Origin of the sequence: Sediminibacterium sp. C3 (assembly GCF_000508085.1) — a bacterium.
GTDB lineage: Bacteria > Bacteroidota > Bacteroidia > Chitinophagales > Chitinophagaceae > Sediminibacterium.
Window position 1 is genome coordinate 1,368,792 of the sequence record NZ_KI669560.1, and the last position, 22,389, is coordinate 1,391,180.

The following is a 22,389-nucleotide window of genomic DNA, read 5'->3' on the forward strand; positions in this document are numbered from 1 at the left end:
AAGTGCAATTTTTAAACAAAAGGCAAAAAAGCTTTTGAGGGCTTTTTGCCTTTTGACCAAGTAGTGCGACCTTTTGGTTGCTTATGACAAAAAATTACACTCAACTCAGTTTGATACAAAGATATCAGATTGAAGCCTTTATTAAGGCTGGGATGAAACAAAAAAAGATTGCTGAACATTTGGGAGTTAATCCCTCGACTATTAGTAGAGAACTGAAGAGGAATACTGCTCAACGCGGTAGGACTGCTGGAACTTATTTGGCCAGCAATGCACAACGTAGAACGGAACAGAGACACCAGTTTAAACCCAAATTGGTGAAGTTTAATCTGGCTATGAAAAAGCAGGCTGTTCGATGGTTGTCTAACGAAAAGTGGAGCCCTGAGTTGATTAGTGTTAAGGGTAAAGAGACGGGTAAGTGTCCTTTGAGTATTGAATGGCTTTATCAATGGATTTGGCAATCGAAGCATGGTAATAAAGCGGCTGATAAACCATACAAAAGGATTTATCTGCATCTTAAACATGCTAGACGAAGAAAAAAGCGGACTAATCAGAAGGATAATCGTGGTATTATTCCTAATCGAGTGCCAATTGAGAAACGACCTAAAATTGTCAACAAACGAATTAGGCCAGGTGATATTGAAGTTGATTTTATGATGGGTAAGAACCATAAAGGAGCATTATTAGTAATGACAGATAGGGCTACTTTGCATACCAGTCTTCACAAGCTTAGCAATAGGCGAAGTGAAACAGTAAGTAAAGCCATTATTAAAAAACTTGAGCAAGCAGACTATCCAATTCATACGGTGACTTTTGATAATGATTTAGGATTTGCAAATCACAATGAAGTTGCAGAAGCATTAAATGTTGATACTTATTTCACCAGACCTTATACCAGTCAAGATAAAGGAACGGTTGAAAACAGAATCGGACAGATCAGAAGGTTTTTCCCTAAAAAGACTGACCTTAGTATGGTGACAGATTATCAAGTAAAACGTGTTGAACAATTATTAAACAATAGACCAGTAAGAAAATTTAATTACTTAACCCCTAATCAAGTGCTACAACAAAAAATTGCACTTATTACTTGAACTTAGACATATATTAATATGAAAGCTTTACTTATTTCAGTTTATGTCCTTTTGTTTTCTATTGTAGCTTCTGCACAGCATGAGAATCATCAAACGCCAGCAGCAAATGCAGCGCAATCAAAAAGTCCGAGAAAAACGGCTATGGCGCTGGTTGGGAAAAATCATGTTCATATTGATTATGGTTCTCCAAGTGTAAGAGGTAGAAATATTTGGAATGGACTGGTTGCCTATGATCAGGTTTGGGCTACCGGAGCACATAAGGCAACCTGGGTTGAATTCTCCAGTGATGTGCAAATTGCAGGAAAGCAGATATCAAAAGGAAAGTATGGTTTCTTTACAATTCCCGGAAAAGAAGAATGGGTCTTAATCTTAAGCAAAGATTGGGATATGCATCTTGCGGATGCGTATAATGTGGAAAATGATGTAATCAGGGTTGTGGTGAAACCTACCCTAAACAAAGAACTGACAGAGGCGCTTACCTATAAAGTAGTCAGAAGCTCAGGAGATAGAGGAAAAATTGAAATGAGCTGGGAATATATAACCGTTGCGCTGGATTTTCTGAATCTTAAATAATAAGTGATGTTTTATAGGCTTTTTTTGACGCTTTTTTTTGTAGGTATACTGAATGTAGTATTCACACAAAACAGTTTTGCCCAGAAGGTTGTGCGGTATGATTTATGGGTTAAAGACACTCTTGTTACTTTCGCAGGCAAAGCTAAAAGGGCAATTGCTGTAAATGGTCAAATTCCCATGCCTACCTTAACTTTCACCGAAGGAGACACAGCTGAAATTATGGTGTACAACCAACTAAAAGAAGCTACTTCACTCCATTGGCATGGTCTATTTTTACCCAACAAAGAAGATGGGGTTCCCTTTTTAACCCAAATGCCTATTGAGCCTGGACAAACCCATTTGTATCGTTTCCCGATTATACAAAATGGAACCCATTGGTATCATAGTCATAGTGGATTACAAGAGCAAATTGGGATGTATGGCTCAATGGTTTTAAAGAAGCGGAGCACTGATTCCACTTTCAGAAAAGGAATTGATGATTTGCCTGCAATTCCTGTTATTTTAAGTGAATGGACAAATTATAAGCCTGAAAATGTTCATCGAATGTTGCACAATGCTTCGGATTGGTTTGCCATTAAAAAAGGAACTACACAAAGCTATGCAGAAGCTATCCGCGAAGGACATTTTAAAACCAAAATTAATAATGAGTGGAAACGTATGCTGGCGATGGATGTTTCTGATATTTATTATGATGCTGTTTTGATAAATGGGGAAAGAATAGCCAGCTTTCCACAATTTAAAGCGGGAGATAAAGTGCGTCTTAGGATTTCAAATGGAGGGGCATCCTCCTACTTTTGGATTTCCTATGCTGGTGGCCCCTTTACTGTAGTAGCCAATGATGGTAACGATGTGGTGCCAGTAGAAGTGGATAGGTTAATCATTAGTGTTTCTGAAACCTATGATATTGTAGTTACCATTCCCGAAAATGGGTTTTCCTATGAATTATTGGCTACAGCAGAAGATCGTATTCAGACTGCATCTGCTTTTTTGGGTGCGGGTACAAAGAAAAATGCCAAACCACTTTCTAAGTTGAAATACTTTGAAGGTATGCAGATGATGAATGATATGATGAAAATGAATGGTGATATGGATTTGATGGGAATGGATATGGGCATGCAAAAAATGGATATGAATTCCGTAATGTATGCGGACGAAAGCGATTTAAATACACTGAATTATACAAAGCTGAAGTCTCCTGTTAAAACCAATTTCCCTCAAAATGCAGCTGTAAGAGAACTGAAATTTGAACTAACAGGGAATATGAATCGCTATGTATGGAGCATGGACAACAAAGTACTTTCTGAATCAGATAAGATTTTAATTAAGAAGGGGGAAGTGGTTCGTATAACGCTATACAATAATTCAATGATGCGACATCCTATGCATTTGCATGGACATGATTTTAGAATTCTGAACGGACAGGGGGATTATGCTCCGCTCAAAAATGTGTTGGATATTATGCCCATGGAGACCGATACCATCGAGTTTGCAGCAAACGTAGAGGGTGATTGGTTTTTTCATTGCCATATTTTATATCATATGATGGCAGGGATGAACCGTGTTTTGAGTTATGAAAAACAATCCGATAATCCTTTGTTGCCCAATAAAAATTGGGCCTACAAGGAATTGCAAAAAGAAAGTAATCCCTTTCATTGGATGGCACAAAACGATTTTGCTAACAATGGGAATGACGGCATGATCATGGTTCAGAACACAAGATGGAGTATTGGGTCAGAGTGGCGATTGGGCTACAATGATATGCATGGATACGAATCTGAAACGCATATTGGAAGGTATATCGGAAGAATGCAGTGGCTGATGCCTTTTATTGGATTTGACTGGCGATACAGAAAGTTGGGAATACACCCTTCTGAGAAAAATATATTTGGGCAAAAGAATACCAAGGACAATCGGGTACAATTAAGTGTGGGCCTTTCGTATACATTACCTATGTTGGTAACCTTACAAACTGAAGTATATCACGATGGTAACTTACGGGTTCAATTGCGCAGAGAAGATATACCCGTATCAAAAAGAATTCGTTCTGCTTTTATGATTAACTCTGATAAAGAGTATATGGTTTCAACCAGCTATATCCTGAGTAAAAATGCTGGTTTGCGGATTCACTACGACAGCGATATGGGGTTTGGTTTGGGCTTGACGCTCAACTATTAAAATATTCTGGGGATGTAAAATGATTTTAGCACATAGTAATTACAACTGATTTTCTGTTAGAATATGCACCGCAGCAAGCCCGTCTTCTCCAAGATCCAGCGAATAATTATTCACGTACAAATCTATATGCTGCCGCATGACTTCTTCACTCATTTCCTGCGCGTGTGCTACTACATAGTCTGACACGGCGGGATATTTGCTGAATGCGTATTCTATGCTTTTCCTGATTAAACGGTCTACGGTTTTTACAATTTCAGGATCCAGGGTCTTCTTTGCAATAATGCCACCCAGGGGAATGGGCAATCGCTTGGTTTGTTCCCAGTAATTTCCCAAATCAATGATTTTTCTTAACCCCTTTTCCTGATAAGTGAATCTGTTTTCGTGTATAATCACACCTGCATCTACCTCTCCGCTTAATACTGCATTTTCTATTTCATGAAATACTTTATATACTTTCTTTTTAGCTTTTGGGTAGGCCAGGCTGAATAATAAATTCGCAGTGGTGTTTTCCCCGGGAATGGCGATTGTCATTTCATTGATGGCTTCTGGGCTATAGTCCAGCAATTTGGCGGGCTTAATTATCAGCAATGGCCCAACTCCCTTGCCCAATGCTCCTCCACTATTAAGTAAACTGTAGTTGTCTTTTACTTTTCCCCATACCCCATAACTGATTTTTGAAAAATCCATTTTGCCGGCAATGGCCCACTCATTCAGGGTTTGAACGTCTTCGAGATTTACATCAAATTGAATTCCCTCTGTGTCTATTTTCTGATTAACCAGTGCATCAAAAATAAAGGTGTCATTGGGGCAGGGCGAAAATGCCAGACTAAATTTCATAGGTTCGGATGGTTTGGAAGTCTATTCGGTTCAGATTTATTTCAGCTGATATAATTTATCAACGTATTGCAGCAGGGTTTTGTTGAGTAGTTCAATACTCTCTTTCATTAACCACTTGCTCTTGTCCCTTTCTCCTACATAATTAGAGATGGCTCTGATTTGTATAAAGGGAATACCGGTTTCTCTTCCTACATAATGCAGGGCTGCACCTTCCATACTCTCTGTTACCGGGCTGTATTTTTTTTCCAATTTTTTTATCAGGGTGCTGTCGGTACTGATCTGGTTCACGGTTATTGCATCTACTTCGGGCAGTCCAAGTAAGTTGTAAGTTTTTAACCAGGGGTTGGGTAGTTTTCTTTTTTCAAAGGGATGATAGCTGCTTTTTTCCAACTTTAAATCGAAGATGTCTTTCCAATGCCCTTTTTCCATTACACCGGTGTCTCCCAACTGTTCGTTGTTAATAACCACAAGCTTTCCCGGGGTTGTTTTTTTCTGAAAACTTCCTGCAATGCCCGCCTGGATAATTAAGTCGGGGCGTTCTTCTATGGCGAGTCGGGTGAGGGCTACAGCAGAGGCTAATAATCCCACCCCGGACTGATAAAACTGCACTTTGATGCGCTGACTTTTGCCTGTGTAGAGATCGTTGATCCCCACAAATGCCGGCATCCATTCTCCTGTGGTTGCTGATGTAATAACGACTCTCATAAACGTAAAGTTGACGAAAAACACGCAACTTTCTTCATTTTTGTACCTTTGCAAAAAATTTGAGCGAATGGTGTACCTGACCAGACAAGAACATTTTAATGCTGCCCATAAATTATTCAATCCTGCCTGGAGTAAAGAGCGCAATGAGCAGGTGTTTGGGGTATGTGCAAATGAGAACTGGCACGGTCACAATTATGACCTTTATGTTACCATTAAGGGTACACCAGATCCTGATACCGGCTTTTTGTTCGACGTAAAAGCCCTCAGCAAGCTCATTAAAACCCATGTGATTGACCATTTAGATCATAAGAACCTGAATATGGATGTGCCATTTATGGCTGGAAAAATGTGCAGTACAGAGAACCTGGCAATGGCTATCTGGGAGCAATTAGCCCCCCATTTGCCCGCTCCTGTTCAGTTGCATTGCATTAAATTGTACGAAACTCCCCGTATTTACGTGGAATATTTTGGGTAACTGTTAAACTGTCAGGGCTGATTTCGGGCGTTTGTTTAATCATTTTAAATAATGTTTAAACAAATAATCCCCGGCAGCGTTATTATACCGTATTCCTGCCTTTTATGGTTGATTTGGTTTATGGTACGTAATTGGATAGGTTTACAGAACAATTCGTTTGGACACTTGATCAGCACACTTCTGAAACAGTACCAAACTTATATAAGTTCAGCGTAGCACAAGAAGGATTAAATATGAACAAGAACAGAATCACTGTCTTCCGCAAGGAACATTTTAATGCTGCCCACAGGTTGCATAATCCCGCCTGGTCGGCCGAGCGGAACAAGGCAGTATTCGGTTTGTGTAACAACGAAAACTTTCACGGTCATAATTATGAATTGATTGTGCAGGTGAGTGGAGAGATTGATCCGGAGACTGGCTACCTGATTGACCTGAAATTATTAAGCGATTTAATTAAAGAAGAGGTGTTAAACCGATTCGATCATAAAAATTTAAACCTGGATACGCAGGAATTTAAAAACCTGAATCCTACAGCGGAGAACATTGCAGTGGTTATTTACCAACTGTTAAGAGCGAAGCTGGAAGAGAAATATACCTTAAAAATCAGATTGTATGAAACAGAACGAAATTTTGTCGAATATCCGACTGAATGGTGATAAAATCGTTTTTAACGATGATGACCTGATTGATGAAATGGGAGACAATCATGTGAGTACTTCTATAGATACGCCAATGGTGGCGAATGCTTTTGAAAAATCCGATGCCGAGAAAATCGCCATCATTCAGGAGCACTTTAAAGCCATCATGGAAACCCTTGGATTGGATTTAACCGATGATAGCCTGAAAGGAACCCCTAAGCGCGTGGCTAAAATGTACGTGCAGGAAATTTTCAGCGGTTTAAATCCTGCCAACAAACCTGCTGTTGCTTTATTTGATAATAAATACAAGTACAATGAAATGCTGGTTGAAAAGAATATTTCTTTCTACAGCAATTGCGAACACCATTTTGTTCCCATCATTGGTAAAGCACACCTGGCTTATATTAGCAATGGTAAAGTAATTGGCTTAAGCAAGTTGAACCGTCTGGTTGAATTTTTTGCCAAGCGTCCGCAAGTGCAGGAGCGTTTAACCGTACAAATTGCCAAAGAATTACAGAAAGAACTGGGTACAGAAGATGTTGCCATTGTAATTGATGCGAAGCACTTATGTGTTGCGAGCAGAGGCGTGGAAGACGACACTTCTTCTACCATTACTTCTTTCTACGGTGGTAAGTTTAAAGAAGAAAAACGCAAAGAAGAATTCCTTCGTTATTTAGAATTGAAGACTGAGTTTTAAAAAATCGTTTACTTTGCCATAAATTTTTAATTCATGGCAAAGCACGCTTTTGTTTTCCCTGGTCAGGGAGCTCAGTTTTCCGGAATGGGAAAGAACCTGTATGATGCACATAGTTCTGTGAAAGATTTATTTGAACAGGCTAATGAAATCCTTGGTTTCCGCATCAGTGATATTATGTTCACAGGTTCCGACGAAGCGTTGAAGCAAACCAATATTACCCAACCTGCTATTTTTATTCACTCTGTTGCCGCTTTCAAAACCATTGAGGGAGCTAAGCCCGATATGGTGGCCGGTCACTCTTTAGGTGAATTCTCTGCATTGGTTGCCAATGGCGTTTTGTCTTTTGATAAGGCTTTGCAACTGGTTAGCATTCGTGCACAGGCCATGCAGAAAGCCTGTGAAGCCAATCCTTCTACCATGGCGGCTGTGCTGAATTTGCCCGACGAAAAAGTAGAAGAAATTTGTGCGGCTGTACAAGCGGAAACCGGTGAAGTAGTGGTTGCTGCCAATTACAATTGTCCGGGTCAGCTGGTGATCAGCGGATCAGTTGTTGCTATTGATCTGGCCTGTATCCGAATGAAAGAAGCCGGTGCCAAGAGAGCATTGGTATTGCCAGTTGGAGGGGCTTTTCATTCTCCTTTAATGGAACCTGCAAAAGCAGAATTGGCTGCTGCCATTGAATCTGCCGTATTCAATGCCCCTTCTTGCCCTGTTTATCAGAACACGGTTGCCAAAGCGGTTAGCGATCCATTGGAAATTAAAAACAATCTGATTAATCAGTTAACCGGTGCGGTTAAATGGACACAGGGAGTTCAGGCAATGGTTGCAGATGGTGCTTCCCGTTTTACGGAGTGTGGTCCTGGTAAAGTATTGCAAGGTCTGGTAGGTAAGATTGCCGGTGCCGCCGTTACTACAGATGGGGTTAGTTAATGAAAGACTTTTGTTCCCTACTTAATTTTTAATGCATTGAGTACGCCGTTGTCCCATACAGGAGGAACGGCCCTGGTTCCGGTTGTATAGGAGGCAAGACCAAAAGTGTCATCGTAATCCCATACAGCCCATCCAATACCAAATTTATTGAGGTAGGTGCTTACGTCTGATAAATAGTTGATAATGCTTTCGGGCGGGGCTACTTTTTTATGCACTCCGAACTCGTTGCAGATTACGTCTACTTTTTTCTGAACACTCCAGTTATATACCAGTTGCATTACTTTGTTGATGGAATCGGCCGCATACTGTTGTCTGCCATACCATTCAATTTGTGATCGGGCTGAAGGATTGCTGGCATTGGCTGCCAGTGTGCTCACATTACTGGGTGTTGCAGGATAGGGTAGAAAGCGTAACAGGGAATAAGGTCCGCTGATCCAATCGGCTCCCTGATGCGTAAATGTAAAAGGATCGTAAAAATGAAAATTGTAAATGATTTTTTTCTGATTGATGATGGGCAGTTGCAATAACTCGCTCCAACTTCCATAATCCTCTGCTGTTACAATGATATAATGGTTGGGAGCAGCTTCTCTGATGGAAGTAACAATCTGTTCCTGAAAAGGTGCCCACCAGTTTTTATCAATTCCTGATACCAGTCTTTCAGCGCCAATATTGGGTTCGTTCCAGATTTCAAAAAACAGTTTGCTGGTATCGTATCCTTTAAAATGATTCGCCAGGTTTTTCCAGAACTGTCTAAAAGATTGTCTGGCCAAAGGATCAATGGCAAGTCTTGCTTCAAAATTATCACCAAAGGGATGCATTTCAATGGTGACTGCCAGCCCTGCTGCCTGAATATTTTTTACGGCATTTTCAACATGTACCAGATTGGCGGTTTGTATGTCTTCTATTTTTGAAGTTCCGCATAATACAGAAGGTCCAATCGGAAGACGCACATACGTGAATCCGGCGTCTTTAATTTGTTTGAAATTTGCATTGCCAAAGCGGTTGCTGAACTGAGAAGGATCTGAATAATCATTGAACCAGTTAGACAAATTGATACCTCGGGCCAGGTTGTCTACTGCTGTTCCCTTAGGTCCGATAACAGGATCAGGACTGGACCCCGTTTTGGTACAGGCCGTGAGCCAGATGGCGCTCATTAATAAAATGGTTGCAAAAAATTTATTCATTCTCTTTAGTTGATGCTGCAATTGATCCATTCCGGATCAAAATGGGCATTGTATTTTTTATAAAAATTAATGGCGGGTTCGTTCCATTCCAGCACTTGCCAAACCATACCTTTGAACCCTTTTTCTTTACACTCTTCTATTAAACGATCAAAGAGAAGCTTACCAATATGTTGGCCCCTCATTTTTTCAGTTACCAGAATATCTTCCAGATACATTCTTTGACCTTTCCAGGTACTGTAACGTATATAGTAGAGTGCAAAACCATGAATTTCGTTGCTTCCGTCTGCCTGGGTTTCTTCTGCTACAAATGCCCACCATACCGGCTTTTCACCAAATCCACTCTCTATAAAATGATCCAGCGTTACCGTTACTTCATCCGGTGCTTTTTCATAAACAGCCAGTTCCTTAATTAATTCTAGAATGCGCGCGCAGTCTCTGGCTTCGGCTCTTCTGATTTGAATATTCATAGTTGGTTCAGTGCTTGATCAAAATCTGCAATAATGTCTTCGATATTTTCAATGCCAACACTCAGCCGAATTAAACCATCGGTGATATCGAATTGTAATCTTTCTTCTTTGGTTAAACCCATATGACTCATGCTGGCCGGGTGCGACAAAAGCGTATCTGGTGTTCCAAACGAAATAGCTTTCACGGCCATCTGTAACGCATCGATGAATTTTTTTCCTGCTTCCAATCCACCCTTTAATTCAAAACTCATTAATGCACCTGCCTGTTTCATTTGTTTACGAGCTATGGCATAATCAGGATGAGTAGGTAATCCGCAAAAATTTACCTTGGCTACAGCAGGATGTTGTGCAAGATAATTGGCTACCTGCACTGCATTGCTACAGTGTCGCTCCATCCTTAACTCCAATGTCTTTAATCCATTCGTTAGTAAAAAGGCATCAAATGCATTGCTGTTACCCCCTAATAATACATGCCATTTCCAGATGGGGCCATTCATCAATGTCAGGTCTTTGCCTATTAAAATGCCACCAATGGCTGTACCATGTCCATTCAAAAATTTCGTAGTGCTGTGCATGACAAAATCGGCCCCCCATTTAAAGGGTTGCTGCAAGTAAGGAGTAGCTGCGGTATTGTCCACAGATACTTTGATTCCCTTTGATTTTGCCAGCTCACATACTTTCTGAATATCAATGCAACGTAGTGTTGGATTGGAGGGAGTTTCAATATGTATCAGCTGAATGTTCGGATGATTTTGTAATGCAGCAGCTATGGCTTCTTCATCATTCAGATTTACGAGTATGGTTTCCACGCCTGTGTCTGCCAGTACTTTGTGCAATAATTCATGTGTGCCACCGTACAACGCATGATGCGATAAAACCGCATCTCCTTTTTTTAACAGACCTAAAAATAAAGTAGTTAAAGCTGCCTGACCGCTAGAATGCAACAATGCTTTTACGGGCAAGGGTTCTCCGGCTTCGTTCTTTGTTCCAAAACTTTCCAAAGCGGCAATGGTTTCTTCTGCTACCGTAAAACTTGGGTTGCCCCAACGGCTATAGATCTTTGTTTTATCGCTTCCTGCAAATCTTTCACTTCCTTCAGTGGCTGTTTCAAAAGTAAAAGTAGAGCTGGCATGAATAGGCGTTAAATGGGCATGATTGCCATTGTTATGGCCCGATGCATGGATAGCAGTAGTACCAACTCCTTTGTATTTTTTGTTCATTTGTAAAAAATGTTTTTTAGTAAAAATCATTGGAATTATTGGGAGTCGTAGGCCCATTTAATCCAGGTGGCTCCCCAGGTAAATCCTCCTCCAAATGCAGCCAAAACGATGTTGTCTCCTTTCTTCAATTGCTTTTCCCAATCCCATAAACATAGTGGAAGTGTTGCTGCAGTTGTGTTGCCGTATTTCTGAATATTGATCATCACTTTTTCTTTGGGAAGCCCCATTCTGTTGGCAGTTGCATCAATGATTCTAAGGTTGGCCTGGTGTGGTACCAGCCAGGCAATATCATCAGCGGTTAAATTATTTCTTTCCAGCAATTCTGCACTTACATCTGCCATTCCTTTCACGGCAAATTTAAAAACAGCCTGTCCTTCCTGATACGCATAGTGTTCTTTGGCCATAACCGTTTCAACAGATGCCGGCTTTAAGGATCCACCTGCTTTCATGTGAAGGTATTGTCTGCCACTGCCATCGCTTCTTAAAATACTATCTTTTACGCCAAGGTCTTCCGTAGTGGGTTGCAGCAAAATAGCACCAGCTCCATCTCCAAAAATGATACAGGTGGCTCGGTCTGTATAGTCTATGATGGCACTCATTTTATCTACACCAACTACTATTACATTTTTGTATCGTCCACTTTCAATGAACATGGTTCCAGTGGTTACCGCATATAAGAAACCACTGCAGGCTGCGCTCATGTCAAAGCCCCAGGCATTGGTTGCGCCTATTTTATCGGCAATGATATTGGCGGTTGCCGGAAAAACCATGTCGGGTGTTACGGTTGCACAGATAATACAATCAATATCGGTGGGGGCCATATTTTTCTTACGCAACACTTCTTCAATAGCTTTCACTGCCATATCGCTACTGGCTTTTCCCGGTTCTTTCAATATTCTTCTTTCTTCAATGCCGGTTCTGGTTCTGATCCATTCGTCGTTGGTGTCTACCATTTTTTCCAGATCGAAATTGGTCAGTTTTGTTTCGGGAACATAGCCGCCTACCGCGGTAATTGCTGCACTTAATTTATTCATGTACTATGAGGGTTATATAAAAGGTTGAAGGTACAGCTAATTGCTTTCTTTTTGTTATTTTCGTCTTCATTTATGATAGCATTTGTAAGAGGTCATTTTGCCGTTAAAACACCCGCTCGTGTGGTGGTAGACGTGAATGGAGTTGGGTACGATCTTCAGATTAGCCTGAATACTTTTTCTGCTATCAGTAATCAGGAGAGCGGTCAGCTCTTTACCTACCTGCATATTACCGAGAATGCACATACCCTTTTTGGCTTTGCCGACCTGTTAGAAAAAGACCTGTTTTTGCAGTTGATCAGTGTTTCAGGTGTTGGTGCTTCTACTGCCCGAATGATGTTATCTGGCATGAAACCCGAAGAAATTACCCGCGCCATTGTGCAGGGCAATACCAAACAGCTGGAAGGCATCAAGGGTATTGGCAAGAAATCGGCCGAAAGACTGATTGTTGAATTAAGAGATAAGCTGGCCAAACAGCACAATGAAAATATTTTACCCGGATTTGTTACCCCCCAAATGGACGCGGATGCCATAAATGCCTTAATTTCATTAGGAATTGGACGTGTAATGGCCGAACAAGCCGTTAAAAAGACCATGCAAAACACCCCCGAAAACAGTTCATTAGAAGAAATTATTAAACAAGCACTCAAAAACCTCTAGCCATCGAATTGAGCTTTACCTAACCAAGCGGGACTGTTGTTGAATTATTGCGGAAGACTTCTGACTGTATTACTGACCATTTTGTGGTACCTGCCCTCTTATGCCCAATCGAAAGATACTTTGCGGTTTCCAATTTCAGATCGTCGGGGTGATATGTTCAGCAACCCAAGCAAAAATCCTTTTGATATTCGTGATACCGGATTAATTAAAAGGAAAACAGAATACGATCCCAAAACAAAATCCTTTTATGTTTCTGAAAAAATCGGAAACAGTTGGTACCGAAAGCCGACGGTACTGGGAATGGATGAGTTGATGAAACTGGAAAGCAGGAAATCGGAGAGTGATTATTTTAAGAAAAGAGCGGATGCTTTGTTTCTTTTAAATCAAAAATCCAAAAGACCTGCGTTTCAGACTTATCCCAAATTATTCGACCGCATATTTGGACTGACCGGACAAAATTTAAAAGTAGACATCCGGCCTGCAGGAGAAGTGAATGTGATGGCAGGCTACCAGGGGCAGAATATCAAAAACCCCACTTTACCTGAAAGAGCCAGAAAGAATGGTGGTTTTGATTTTGACATGAATGCCAATCTGAACCTGAATGCGAATATTGGTGACAAGCTTCGGTTTCCTATCAACTATAATACTTTAACGAATCTGGGTTTCGACAATCAGTTGAAACTAGATTATAAGGGGATGGACGATGAAATCATCAAGAGCATTGAAGCGGGTAATATTTCTTTTCAATCAAAGGGTACATTAATTCCGAGTACGCAGAATTTATTCGGGGTAAAAGCGCAATTGCAATTTGGTAAATTATTTGTGACCGGTGCTTTGGCCAATCAACGCTCTGCCCGTCAGAGTCTGAACTTGCAGGGTGGCGCAGCATTGCAGTCTTTCCAGAAAAAACTGGATGACTACGAAGAGAACCGTCACTTTTTATTAGGTAAATATTTCCGCGACAATTTCAATAAGACCATGCGCAATTTACCTTTGGTGAATTCACAGGTGCAGATTCAGCGGATGGAAGTTTGGGTTACCAATAGAACCGGTGCAACTACCGATGCGCGTGACATTGTGGGTTTGATGGATCTGGCAGAACCTCGTCCCTTTAATCCCTCTGTTCAATCACTTACCAATACTGATTTACCAGCGAATGGAGCCAACAATTTATACGCATCTTTAGCTGGGGATCCCAATGCCAGAAACCCTGCTTTCATCAATAGCTTGTTGTTGAGTAAAGGCCTCCGCCCGGTAGATGATTTTGAAAAAACATTTGCCAGAAAATTATCACCGAATGAATATTATTTTAATCCGCAGGCGGGATTTATTTCGGTAAATACACAGTTGCAGGCCGATGAAGTATTGGCCGTTGCCTATCAATACACGTATAACGGAAGGGTATTTCAGGTAGGTGAATTTTCACAGGATATTTCGCTGGATTCTAACAGAGGAGTGCAGAAAGTATTGTTCCTGAAATTATTGAAAGCTACTTCGCAAAGAACCAATTTACCTATCTGGCAATGGATGATGAAGAATGTGTATTCACTTGATTTGTTTGGTGGTATTGAAAGGACAGATTTTAAACTGAACGTTTTATACGAAGAACCCAGTGGTGGTTTAAAAAGATTTTTACCAGAAACATCCCCTGCTGTTGAAGGACAACCTTTGCTTCGCATTTTAAATTTAGACCGACTCAATAACCGAAACGACCCGCAACCCGATGGGGTATTTGACTATATAGAAGGCTTTACCATTTTGCCACAAATGGGCAGAGTGGTATTTCCTGTGCTGGAACCTTTTGGTAGAGACCTGGATACCCTTGCATTCAGTGGACTGCCTGCTGCCACCAAGGAAAAATACATTTATTATCAATTGTACGATTCCATTAAAGCCATTGCTCAAACATTTGCCAATGTGAATCGATTTGTGATGCAGGGACAGGTAAAAGGAGCTGGTGGTAGTTCAGAAATTTATCTGAACACGTTTAATATTCCGCCCGGCTCTGTTTCTGTAACTGCAGGAGGACAGGTGCTAAGAGAAGGCGCAGATTTTATTGTTGACTATAATCTGGGTACGGTGAAAATATTGAACCAGGGTATCCTGAGTGCCAATATTCCCGTGAAAGTAAACTTTGAAAACAATATTGGCTTTGGTATGCAGCAACGCGGCTTTGCCGGGTTAAGGGTAGATTATCTGGCGAGCAAGAAATTATCTGTGGGAGCTTCCATGGTGAAACTGGGTGAACGTCCCTTCTTTACTAAAATGGGATATGGAGATGATCCTATTCGCAATACCATGTATGGAATTGATTTTAGTTATCGTTCCGAATTACCGGGATTAACACGCTTACTCGATAAACTTCCTTTCTATACCACTCAGGCAAAATCTTCCATTAATGCATACGGGGAAGCCGCCATGTTACAACCCGGACATCCGCCTCAAATTGGAAGAGGAGATCAGGGATTAATCTTCATTGATGATTTTGAAGGCACCCGTGCATCAATTGATTTGCGTTTTCCTTTTGTATCCTGGGCATTGGCTTCTACTCCACAGGGCAATCCGAAATTCCCGGAGTCTACTTTAACGGATTCCATCAATTACAATTTCAACAGAGCCAAACTGGCCTGGTATAATATTGAACCGAATTTACAAGACAAGAACAGTCCGAATAATCCGCTGCGCAGAAACCTTACTGAGTTAAGTGATCCGCGGGTACGTCAGGTATTTACCAATGAATTATTCCCACAAAGAACAACCAATATCACCGATGTACAGGCCGCTACTTTTGACCTGGCATTTTACCCAACGGAAAAAGGTCCTTATAATTTTGAAACCCGTCCCGGACAAATCAATGCCACTGGACGATTGAGCAATCCTGCTTCTCGCTGGGGTGGTATTATGCGGGCCATTGATCAAACCGATTTCGAAACCAATAATATTGAGTTTGTTGAATTCTGGATGCAGAATCCGTTTATACTAAATCCTACGAGCAGGGGAGGTAAGTTGTTTTTAAACTTCGGTAATATCAGTGAAGATATTTTAAAAGATGGCCGCAGATTTTATGAGAATGGTATGAATACACCAACGGTACCTGCGTCAGTGGATAGCAGCAATACCTGGGGTAAAACGCCAGTGAATCCCATACAAATTACTCAGGCTTTCAGCAATGTTCCAAACGACCGACCTTTTCAGGATGTGGGTTTTGATGGTATTGATGATATAGCTGAACGCCGTAAGAAAAGTTATATCCTGAATCAGCTGGCGAATAATTTTGGTCCGGCATCTGCTGTGTATCTGCGAGCTTTGCAAGATCCTTCGAATGATAACTATCAATGGTATCGCGATCCTGCCTATGATGCAACAGGTACGGGCATTCTGGGTCGCTACAAAAATTTCAATAATCCCCAGGGGAACTCACCTGTAGCAACCACTGGCGGACAGTTTACTTCAGCCGCCACTTTGTTTCCGGACAATGAAGATTTAAACAGAGACAATACCCTGAATGAAAGTGAATCGTATTATGAATACGAGTTAGGATTAACTCCGGGTATGGACGTAGGCAGAACGCCATATATCACCGATAAAAAGCGTGTTACTGTAAATTCTGCTGATGGAATTACCAGAACAGAAGACTGGTATCTTTTCAGAGTTCCTATTAAGAACTACACCAGAAAAATTGGGAACATTCCCGATTTTAAGTCCATTCGTTTTGTGCGTTTGTACATGACCGATTTTGAAGATTCTGTGGTTGTGAGATTGGCCAGATTAGATCTGGTTAGAAATCAGTGGCGTCAGTTTATTTATAATCTGGATACTACGGGATCATACACGCCTATTAACAACACTGCTGGTACTGCTTTTAACACGTTGGCTGTAAATCTGGAAGAAAACAGCAGCAGAACCCCTGTGAATTATCTCATGCCTCCGAATGTGGAAAGGGTGCAGTTGTTAAGTAATAACGGCGTGAACCTGCAGCAAAATGAGCAAGCCATTGCCATGCGGGTAAATAATTTACAGCCGGGTGATGCAAGGGGTATTTTTAAAACCCTGAATCTGGATGTTCGCAGGTATTCCAAAATGTCTATGTATCTGCACGCGGAATCTATTACGGGTCAGCGTCCTGTTGCCGACAACGAAATAAGGGCGGTTATCCGTATTGGTCAGGACTTCCTGAACAACTATTACGAAATCAAGATTCCACTGAAAATTACGCCACCAGGTTTATATCCAAGAGGACAGGAAGCCCGTGTTTGGCCGGTTGATAACAATATTGATTTTCTCTTGCGTGACTTAATAGATCTGAAACTGGAAAGAAATAATTCCGGAGCATCATTGGCAACCATCTATCGGAAAATAATTGGCAATAAAACTTTTTCCATCATGGGTAACCCCAACCTGGGAGAAGTAAGAGGCATATTGGTAGCTGTAGAGAATCCGGTAAGACCGAATGGTACGGCCATTAGTGCAGAAGTTTGGGCCAATGAGTTAAGACTATCGGGTCTGGATGAACGAGGTGGATATGCTGCTTTAGGTAGGGTAGATCTTGTTTTAGCCGATTTAGGAACCCTATCTGTATCTGCCAATAAATACACACAGGGCTTTGGTTCACTGGAACAAAGAGTGAATGAAAGAGCAAAAGACAATTTGATGCAATTTGATATTGCAGCCAATATTGATGCAGGTAAACTGGTCCCTAAAAAAGCCAGACTCTCTGTACCTATTTATGCAAGTATCAATCGCTCTACTTTAACACCCGAGTTTGATCCCTACGATCTGGATGTGAATTATAAACAGAAATTGAATGCAGCTGCACCCGATAAAAGAGATTCCATTAAAAGAGCGGCTGTTGATATTACTACTATTAAGACACTCAACTTTAATAATGTAAGAGTGATGCAGGGATCAGGCAGGCCCAGATTACTCAGTCTTAGCAATTTCGACATCAGTTATTCCTTTACACAAACAGAACATACAAGTCCTGTTATTACACAGAATAAAGTTACCCGACATCGCGGTGGCTTTGGATACACGTATATTGGACAGAATAGTTTTATAGAGCCCTTTAAAAAAGTAATTAAAGGAAAGAGTCCCTGGTTGGCTTTTGTGAGAGATGCTAATTTTAATTTGAAACCTTCCTTCATCAGCTTCAGGGCAGATATCAACCGTCAGTTCGGAGAATTTATTCCGCGCATGGTAAATACCTTCAGCAGTAAAGTGGATAGGGTAGATACTACTTATGACAAGTACTTTACGTTTGATCGCTTTTATAATTTACGGTGGGATTTAACACGCTCAGTTAATCTGGACTTTAACGCAACCAATAACGCTAGAATTGACGAGCCTTTTGGAAGAATTGATACCAAAGAGAAAAAGGATACGGTAAGAAGTAATTTCTTAAAGGGAGGAAGAAATACCTTGTATCAACAGAAAGCCATTATGAATTACAATCTTCCGTTGAATAAGTTTCCATTTGCAGACTGGATAACGGCAAGATATAGTTACGGAACTTCTTATAGCTGGATCGGTGCCAGCCGAATTGCAGTGAACCTGGGTAATACTATTGAGAACTCACAGGAAAATAATTTAAATGCCCAGTTTAATTTTGGCAACTTATATGCCAAGTCAAGATGGATGCGTGCATTGGATAATATACCACCGCCAAGGGCAAAGGGCGACACAAAGAATGCCCGTAATGCTCCTCCAGGATCGAATCCGCTGGGTTCTGTATTTCCTTCCAAGGAAGAAGTGATTGCAGGATTAACCGGACAGAAGCGGACAGACGCTTTGAAAAAATGGAGACAGCAACGTCGCGATATCCGTAACGCAGAAAAAATGTTGCGTCAGGCTACTACCCCTGAACTAGGCGCATTGGAAAGATCTGCTGGTAAGTTCCTGACCATGTTCAAAAATATTTCGGTAAACTACAGTGAAAATTACAGAAGCCGTTTGCCGGGTTATATGGATAGTACCCGTTTTATAGGACAGAACTTTAAGAGCATGGCTCCGGGGCTAGATTATGTATTTGGTAAACAACCCGACGCCAATTGGATCAATGATAAAATTGGAAGGGGCTTATTAACCAAAGACAGTACTTTCAACTTTTTATACAGACAGAGCTTTGAACAAAGTTTAAAAATAACGGCACAGCTGGAACCTATCCGTGAATTGATTATTGATTTGAATCTTGATAAAACCTTTAGTAAGGATTATACAGCATTGATTAAAGACACTACCGGAACAGGAAATAATTTCGGGCAATTGAATCCTTTATTCAGTGGAGGATTCAGTGTATCCTATATTGCATTCAATACTTTGTTTGGGAAAAGTAATCCGAATGAACTGTCGGCTACATTCAAGGAATTTGAAGCCAACCGTTTAATTGTTTCAAGAAGGGTAGCATCGTTAAATCCTTACTGGCAGCAGCTTCCAGCCAACCAACAGTTTACCAGTGACGGATATGCGCGTGGTTACGGACGTTATTCTCAGGATGTATTGATTCCGTCCTTCCTTGCGGCATACACAGGAAAAGACCCCAATACCATAGCATTAATTAAAGAGGGTTCCAGTAAAATCAGTGCCAATCCATTCCGTGGTATTATGCCTAAACCCAACTGGAGAGTAACCTATACTGGCTTAACGAAAATACCCGCATTGGCTGCAGTCTTTAGTAATTTTACCATCAGTCATGGTTACAATGGACAACTGAGCATGAACAGTTTTAGCAGTGCATTATTGTATCAGGATCCTTTTAGATTGAATGCGCCAGGCTTTATTGATTCTACCAGCGGTAATTTTATTCCTTTCTTCCTGGTACCCAACATCAGTATGGCTGAGCGTTTTGAGCCACTCTTGAAAATTGATTTTACTACTATTAGTCAGTTTAACTTTAATCTGGAATTCAGAAAGAGCAGACAGCTTAGTTTAAGTTTGATTGATTATCAGTTGAGTGAAAGCCGAAGTACAGAATGGATTGTAGGATTGAATTGGAGAAAGCGTGGATTTAAATTACCCTTTGGTATTGTAGGGAAGGGATTGCAAAACGACCTGAATTTAAAACTGGATGTATCTGTTCGTGATGTGTCTATCAGTAATAGCCGTTTGGATCAGACGAATGCTTACGGTACGGGTGGACAAAAAGAAATTACCATTCAGCCTGCCATTGATTATGTAATTAATAGCAGAATCAATCTTAAGTTTTTCTTTGACCAGCGAAGAGTAACACCGTATATCTCTACCTCTGCACCTATCACGAATACGCGTGCAGGAATTAACGTGAGGATTTCACTGGCGCAATAAAAAAGGCGAGGAAATTTCCTCACCTTTTTATATCAGTATAGTATTCTTAGTTTTTTCGGAAAGCCCATTTCCCAATTTCTTTCCAGCCTACTTTTTTACCGTACATTAAAATACCGGTTCGGTAAACCTTTCCACTCAACCAGGTGGTTAGTAAGAAGCTTCCAATAAGGGTTGCCATACTCGCTATTAACTGCCAGTAAGGAACGGTTCCGGGAACTCCGTATGCAATTCTAGCCATCATCACCATGGGTGAGCTGAATGGAACAATACTTGCCCAGGTAGCCAAACCAGTACTGGGATCTTCAACTGCGCGGCTCATGATAATGAAAGAGAAAATGATCGGCATGGTGATGGGCAACATTAAACTTTGCGCATCCTGTGGATCTTCATTAACTACAGATCCTACCGCGGCAAACAAAGAAGCATAGAATAAATAGCCACCCAGGAAGTAAAAAATAAAACATCCGATAATCAGTGGCCAATTGGCTGTGCTCATGGTATTCTGAAACTTGTAAATATTCTGTGCCGTTTCACTTGCCTGTGCCATGGACGCACCTGGGCCCATTTGGGCATTGGCTTTTTGCAGTTCAGCCACCTGTTCTAACACATCCTGTGGAATAAAGAATTGAGATGCAGCGATGAATCCGAATATCAATAGAATCCAAACAAAGAATTGTGTTAAACCTACCGCGCCAATCCCAATGATTTTTCCCATCATTAGCTGGAATGGCTTGGCACTGCTGATCATTACTTCTGCAATACGATTGGTCTTTTCTTCCATAACACCGCGCATCACCATGGCACCATAGATAAACATGGTAATATAAATCAGCATACCTGATCCAAACCCAATTCCATAGGATAGGGCAGCACTGCTTTCTTTTACTGTATCACCGGTTTCTTCCAATGATTTCATTTCAGCAAATTGGGAAGAAGACTTTATAGAATCTAATTGTGCTCTGTTTATTCCCGCATCCTGTAACATCTGGTCTTCTATGGCATCGTTGATTCGGTCTTCAATTTTAGATTGAAGCATGAGTCCAATTCTTTTCTTGGAGCGAATGATATAGGTTGTTTTATTGGTGCCTTCGAACTTAGGAATCAGAATGATATCCGTATAACCCTTGCTTACATAGTTGGAAGTGTCTACATTGGCTGGAAATTCAAATTTGATATCACTGGCATCTCTCAAATTGCCTTTGAAAAATCCATTCTCATCAATAACAGCAATTTTGTGGTTTTCTTTACCGCTGGAGGATATAAGGGCAGCTCCTGCTATAAAACCCACCATGATCAATGGGGTTAATATGGTGGTCAGCAGAAAACGTTTATTCATTACTCTGCTGAGGTATTCTCTTTGTATAATAATTAATATCTTATTCATAGGTTTAGTTGTCTAATTTTTGAAATGCTCTTGCGGTTGCGTGTGTGCCTTCAACCTGACTAATGAATATCTCGTTTAAGGTTGGCAATATTTCATTGAAGGATTCAATGGTACAAGAAGTTTGCAGAAAGTGATTTAAGATATCATTGCTCTTATATCCCTGATTAATCTGTAGTATCAGTTCATGGTCATTTACTTTTACCACATTAAATGCAGGAGAACTTAAATTACCCGAAACATCCGACAAGCGAATACTGAATTTGTTTTCTTTAAACTGCTGCTTAATACCATGTACGGTACCATCCAGTATTTTCTTGCCCAGGTTTACCAGCACAATATGATCACAGATTTCTTCTACCTGTTCCATGCGGTGCGTACTGAAAATAACTGTACTGCCGTTTTTGGCCAGGGCAAATATTTCTTCCTTAATTAAATTGGCATTCAAAGGATCAAGTCCACTGAATGGTTCATCCAGAATAATCAGTTTAGGCTCGTGCAAAATGGTGGTTACAAACTGGAGCTTCTGACTCATTCCTTTACTGAGGTCTTCCACTTTTTTATTCCACCAGCTTTCCATTTCCAGCTTCTTGAACCAGTACTTGATTTTATGCATCGCCTCAGCTCTGCTCAATCCCTTTAATTGCGCGAGGTACATGGCCTGTTCTCCAATTTTCATTTTTTTGTACAGGCCCCTCTCTTCCGGCATGTATCCGATTTTGATAATATCGTTCAAGGGATCAAAAGTTCTTCCGTCCAGCTTTATTTCACCACTATCCGGATAAAAAATGCCGGTAATCATTCTTAAAAGGGTGGTTTTGCCGGCACCGTTGGGACCTAACAAGCCAAAAATACTTCCCTGTTCTATGCTGAAACTAATATCATCCACTGCTTTCTGGGTGGCATAATATTTTTTCAGGTTGTTTAATTCTAAGATTGCACTCATACGCTTAATTATTTGCTGAATGTAAGAATTAGTACGCCCATTCAACATAATATTACAGGAGTGGGCAGGTTTTTTGAGTAAAT

At 40.8% G+C, this 22,389-nt stretch carries 17 protein-coding genes; 9 read left to right on the forward strand and 8 right to left on the reverse strand.

The genetic code is table 11. The features are described from left to right. Positions 1 to 83: 83 nt before the first annotated feature. Genes F777_RS0106355 through F777_RS0106365 form a run of 3 tightly spaced genes read left to right on the forward strand, consistent with a single transcriptional unit; the run spans position 84 to position 3,836 of the window. Positions 84 to 1,088 carry an IS30 family transposase gene (locus F777_RS0106355; RefSeq protein WP_026751309.1) on the forward strand — a complete coding sequence of 335 codons (1,005 nt, stop codon included), beginning with the start codon at positions 84 to 86 and terminating at the stop codon, positions 1,086 to 1,088. Between the two features lie 18 nt (positions 1,089 to 1,106). Next, positions 1,107 to 1,661, forward strand: coding sequence for a DUF2911 domain-containing protein (locus F777_RS0106360; RefSeq protein ID WP_026751310.1), 555 nt, complete (start codon positions 1,107 to 1,109; stop codon positions 1,659 to 1,661). Between the two features lie 6 nt (positions 1,662 to 1,667). Continuing rightward, positions 1,668 to 3,836, forward strand: coding sequence for a multicopper oxidase family protein (locus F777_RS0106365; RefSeq protein ID WP_051408472.1), 2,169 nt, complete (start codon positions 1,668 to 1,670; stop codon positions 3,834 to 3,836). Between the two features lie 39 nt (positions 3,837 to 3,875). On the opposite strand, the gene F777_RS15955 is transcribed toward F777_RS0106365, so the two are convergent. Together F777_RS15955 and mqnB are read right to left on the reverse strand one after the other, a co-directional pair. Further along, the gene (locus tag F777_RS15955) at positions 3,876 to 4,673 is read right to left on the reverse strand and encodes a 1,4-dihydroxy-6-naphthoate synthase (protein WP_037369180.1); all 798 of its coding nucleotides are present in this window, start codon (positions 4,671 to 4,673) and stop codon (positions 3,876 to 3,878) included. A gap of 36 nt (positions 4,674 to 4,709) precedes the next feature. Next, the gene (gene mqnB / locus F777_RS0106375) at positions 4,710 to 5,378 is read right to left on the reverse strand and encodes a futalosine hydrolase (protein ID WP_026751312.1); all 669 of its coding nucleotides are present in this window, start codon (positions 5,376 to 5,378) and stop codon (positions 4,710 to 4,712) included. Positions 5,379 to 5,445: 67 nt separating this feature from the next. Between mqnB and F777_RS0106380 the strand changes: the two genes are divergently transcribed. The 4 genes from F777_RS0106380 to fabD all read left to right on the forward strand — a co-directional run bounded on the left by F777_RS0106380 (position 5,446) and on the right by fabD (position 8,118). Next, entirely contained in the window at positions 5,446 to 5,853 is a 408-nt protein-coding gene (locus F777_RS0106380; protein ID WP_026751313.1) for a 6-pyruvoyl trahydropterin synthase family protein, read from the forward strand. A gap of 233 nt (positions 5,854 to 6,086) precedes the next feature. Next, a complete protein-coding gene (locus F777_RS0106385) occupies positions 6,087 to 6,509 on the forward strand; it encodes a 6-pyruvoyl trahydropterin synthase family protein (RefSeq protein ID WP_026751314.1) in 423 nt (140 codons plus the stop codon). After that, positions 6,466 to 7,188, forward strand: a complete 723-nt coding sequence (folE, locus tag F777_RS0106390) for a GTP cyclohydrolase I FolE (protein WP_026751315.1) — start codon at positions 6,466 to 6,468, stop codon at positions 7,186 to 7,188. Before F777_RS0106385 ends, folE begins: the two co-directional genes overlap by 44 nt. Before the next feature lie 33 nt (positions 7,189 to 7,221). After that, positions 7,222 to 8,118, forward strand: a complete 897-nt coding sequence (gene fabD / locus F777_RS0106395) for an ACP S-malonyltransferase (RefSeq protein WP_026751316.1) — start codon at positions 7,222 to 7,224, stop codon at positions 8,116 to 8,118. Between the two features lie 17 nt (positions 8,119 to 8,135). On the opposite strand, the gene F777_RS0106400 is transcribed toward fabD, so the two are convergent. The 4 genes from F777_RS0106400 to F777_RS0106415 are packed head-to-tail and all read right to left on the reverse strand — an operon-like array spanning position 8,136 to position 12,023. After that, positions 8,136 to 9,302, reverse strand: coding sequence for a glycoside hydrolase family 5 protein (locus F777_RS0106400; protein WP_161631493.1), 1,167 nt, complete (start codon positions 9,300 to 9,302; stop codon positions 8,136 to 8,138). Between the two features lie 5 nt (positions 9,303 to 9,307). After that, entirely contained in the window at positions 9,308 to 9,769 is a 462-nt protein-coding gene (locus F777_RS0106405; protein WP_026751318.1) for a GNAT family N-acetyltransferase, read from the reverse strand. Further along, entirely contained in the window at positions 9,766 to 11,019 is a 1,254-nt protein-coding gene (locus tag F777_RS0106410; protein WP_235785894.1) for a trans-sulfuration enzyme family protein, read from the reverse strand. Before F777_RS0106410 ends, F777_RS0106405 begins: the two co-directional genes overlap by 4 nt. Before the next feature lie 5 nt (positions 11,020 to 11,024). Continuing rightward, positions 11,025 to 12,023 carry a beta-ketoacyl-ACP synthase III gene (locus F777_RS0106415; RefSeq protein ID WP_026751320.1) on the reverse strand — a complete coding sequence of 333 codons (999 nt, stop codon included), beginning with the start codon at positions 12,021 to 12,023 and terminating at the stop codon, positions 11,025 to 11,027. A gap of 72 nt (positions 12,024 to 12,095) precedes the next feature. Here F777_RS0106415 and ruvA point away from each other — a divergent pair, with 72 nt between their 5' ends. Both ruvA and sprA read left to right on the forward strand, forming a co-directional pair. Next, the gene (ruvA, locus tag F777_RS0106420) at positions 12,096 to 12,680 is read left to right on the forward strand and encodes a Holliday junction branch migration protein RuvA (protein ID WP_026751321.1); all 585 of its coding nucleotides are present in this window, start codon (positions 12,096 to 12,098) and stop codon (positions 12,678 to 12,680) included. A 153-nt stretch (positions 12,681 to 12,833) separates the two neighbouring features. After that, a complete protein-coding gene (gene sprA / locus F777_RS0106425; protein WP_081720476.1) occupies positions 12,834 to 19,979 on the forward strand; it encodes a T9SS outer membrane translocon Sov/SprA in 7,146 nt (2,381 codons plus the stop codon). 46 nt (positions 19,980 to 20,025) lie between these two features. Here the strand turns inward: sprA and F777_RS0106430 are convergent, their stop codons facing one another. Together F777_RS0106430 and F777_RS0106435 are read right to left on the reverse strand one after the other, a co-directional pair. Then, the gene (locus tag F777_RS0106430) at positions 20,026 to 21,363 is read right to left on the reverse strand and encodes an ABC transporter permease (RefSeq protein WP_026751323.1); all 1,338 of its coding nucleotides are present in this window, start codon (positions 21,361 to 21,363) and stop codon (positions 20,026 to 20,028) included. Positions 21,364 to 21,367: 4 nt separating this feature from the next. Continuing rightward, positions 21,368 to 22,306 (reverse strand): ABC transporter ATP-binding protein, encoded by a 939-nt coding sequence (locus F777_RS0106435; protein WP_037369939.1) that lies wholly within the window; start codon positions 22,304 to 22,306, stop codon positions 21,368 to 21,370. Positions 22,307 to 22,389: the final 83 nt, after the last annotated feature.

Excerpts from the sequence above, each read along its gene's own strand:
- F777_RS0106380 (WP_026751313.1), top strand. The coding sequence starts at position 5,446 with ATGGTGTACCTGACCAGACAAGAACATTTTAATGCTGCCCATAAATTA.
- fabD (WP_026751316.1), top strand. The coding sequence starts at position 7,222 with ATGGCAAAGCACGCTTTTGTTTTCCCTGGTCAGGGAGCTCAGTTTTCC.
- F777_RS0106365 (WP_051408472.1), top strand. The coding sequence starts at position 1,668 with ATGTTTTATAGGCTTTTTTTGACGCTTTTTTTTGTAGGTATACTGAAT.
- ruvA (WP_026751321.1), top strand. The coding sequence starts at position 12,096 with ATGATAGCATTTGTAAGAGGTCATTTTGCCGTTAAAACACCCGCTCGT.
- F777_RS0106385 (WP_026751314.1), top strand. The coding sequence starts at position 6,087 with ATGAACAAGAACAGAATCACTGTCTTCCGCAAGGAACATTTTAATGCT.
- F777_RS0106400 (WP_161631493.1), bottom strand. The coding sequence starts at position 9,302 with ATGAATAAATTTTTTGCAACCATTTTATTAATGAGCGCCATCTGGCTC.
- folE (WP_026751315.1), top strand. The coding sequence starts at position 6,466 with ATGAAACAGAACGAAATTTTGTCGAATATCCGACTGAATGGTGATAAA.
- F777_RS0106410 (WP_235785894.1), bottom strand. The coding sequence starts at position 11,019 with ATGATTTTTACTAAAAAACATTTTTTACAAATGAACAAAAAATACAAA.
- F777_RS0106405 (WP_026751318.1), bottom strand. The coding sequence starts at position 9,769 with ATGAATATTCAAATCAGAAGAGCCGAAGCCAGAGACTGCGCGCGCATT.
- F777_RS0106430 (WP_026751323.1), bottom strand. The coding sequence starts at position 21,363 with ATGAATAAGATATTAATTATTATACAAAGAGAATACCTCAGCAGAGTA.
- F777_RS0106355 (WP_026751309.1), top strand. The coding sequence starts at position 84 with ATGACAAAAAATTACACTCAACTCAGTTTGATACAAAGATATCAGATT.
- F777_RS0106435 (WP_037369939.1), bottom strand. The coding sequence starts at position 22,306 with ATGAGTGCAATCTTAGAATTAAACAACCTGAAAAAATATTATGCCACC.
- F777_RS0106360 (WP_026751310.1), top strand. The coding sequence starts at position 1,107 with ATGAAAGCTTTACTTATTTCAGTTTATGTCCTTTTGTTTTCTATTGTA.
- sprA (WP_081720476.1), top strand. The coding sequence starts at position 12,834 with ATGTTCAGCAACCCAAGCAAAAATCCTTTTGATATTCGTGATACCGGA.
- mqnB (WP_026751312.1), bottom strand. The coding sequence starts at position 5,378 with ATGAGAGTCGTTATTACATCAGCAACCACAGGAGAATGGATGCCGGCA.
- F777_RS15955 (WP_037369180.1), bottom strand. The coding sequence starts at position 4,673 with ATGAAATTTAGTCTGGCATTTTCGCCCTGCCCCAATGACACCTTTATT.
- F777_RS0106415 (WP_026751320.1), bottom strand. The coding sequence starts at position 12,023 with ATGAATAAATTAAGTGCAGCAATTACCGCGGTAGGCGGCTATGTTCCC.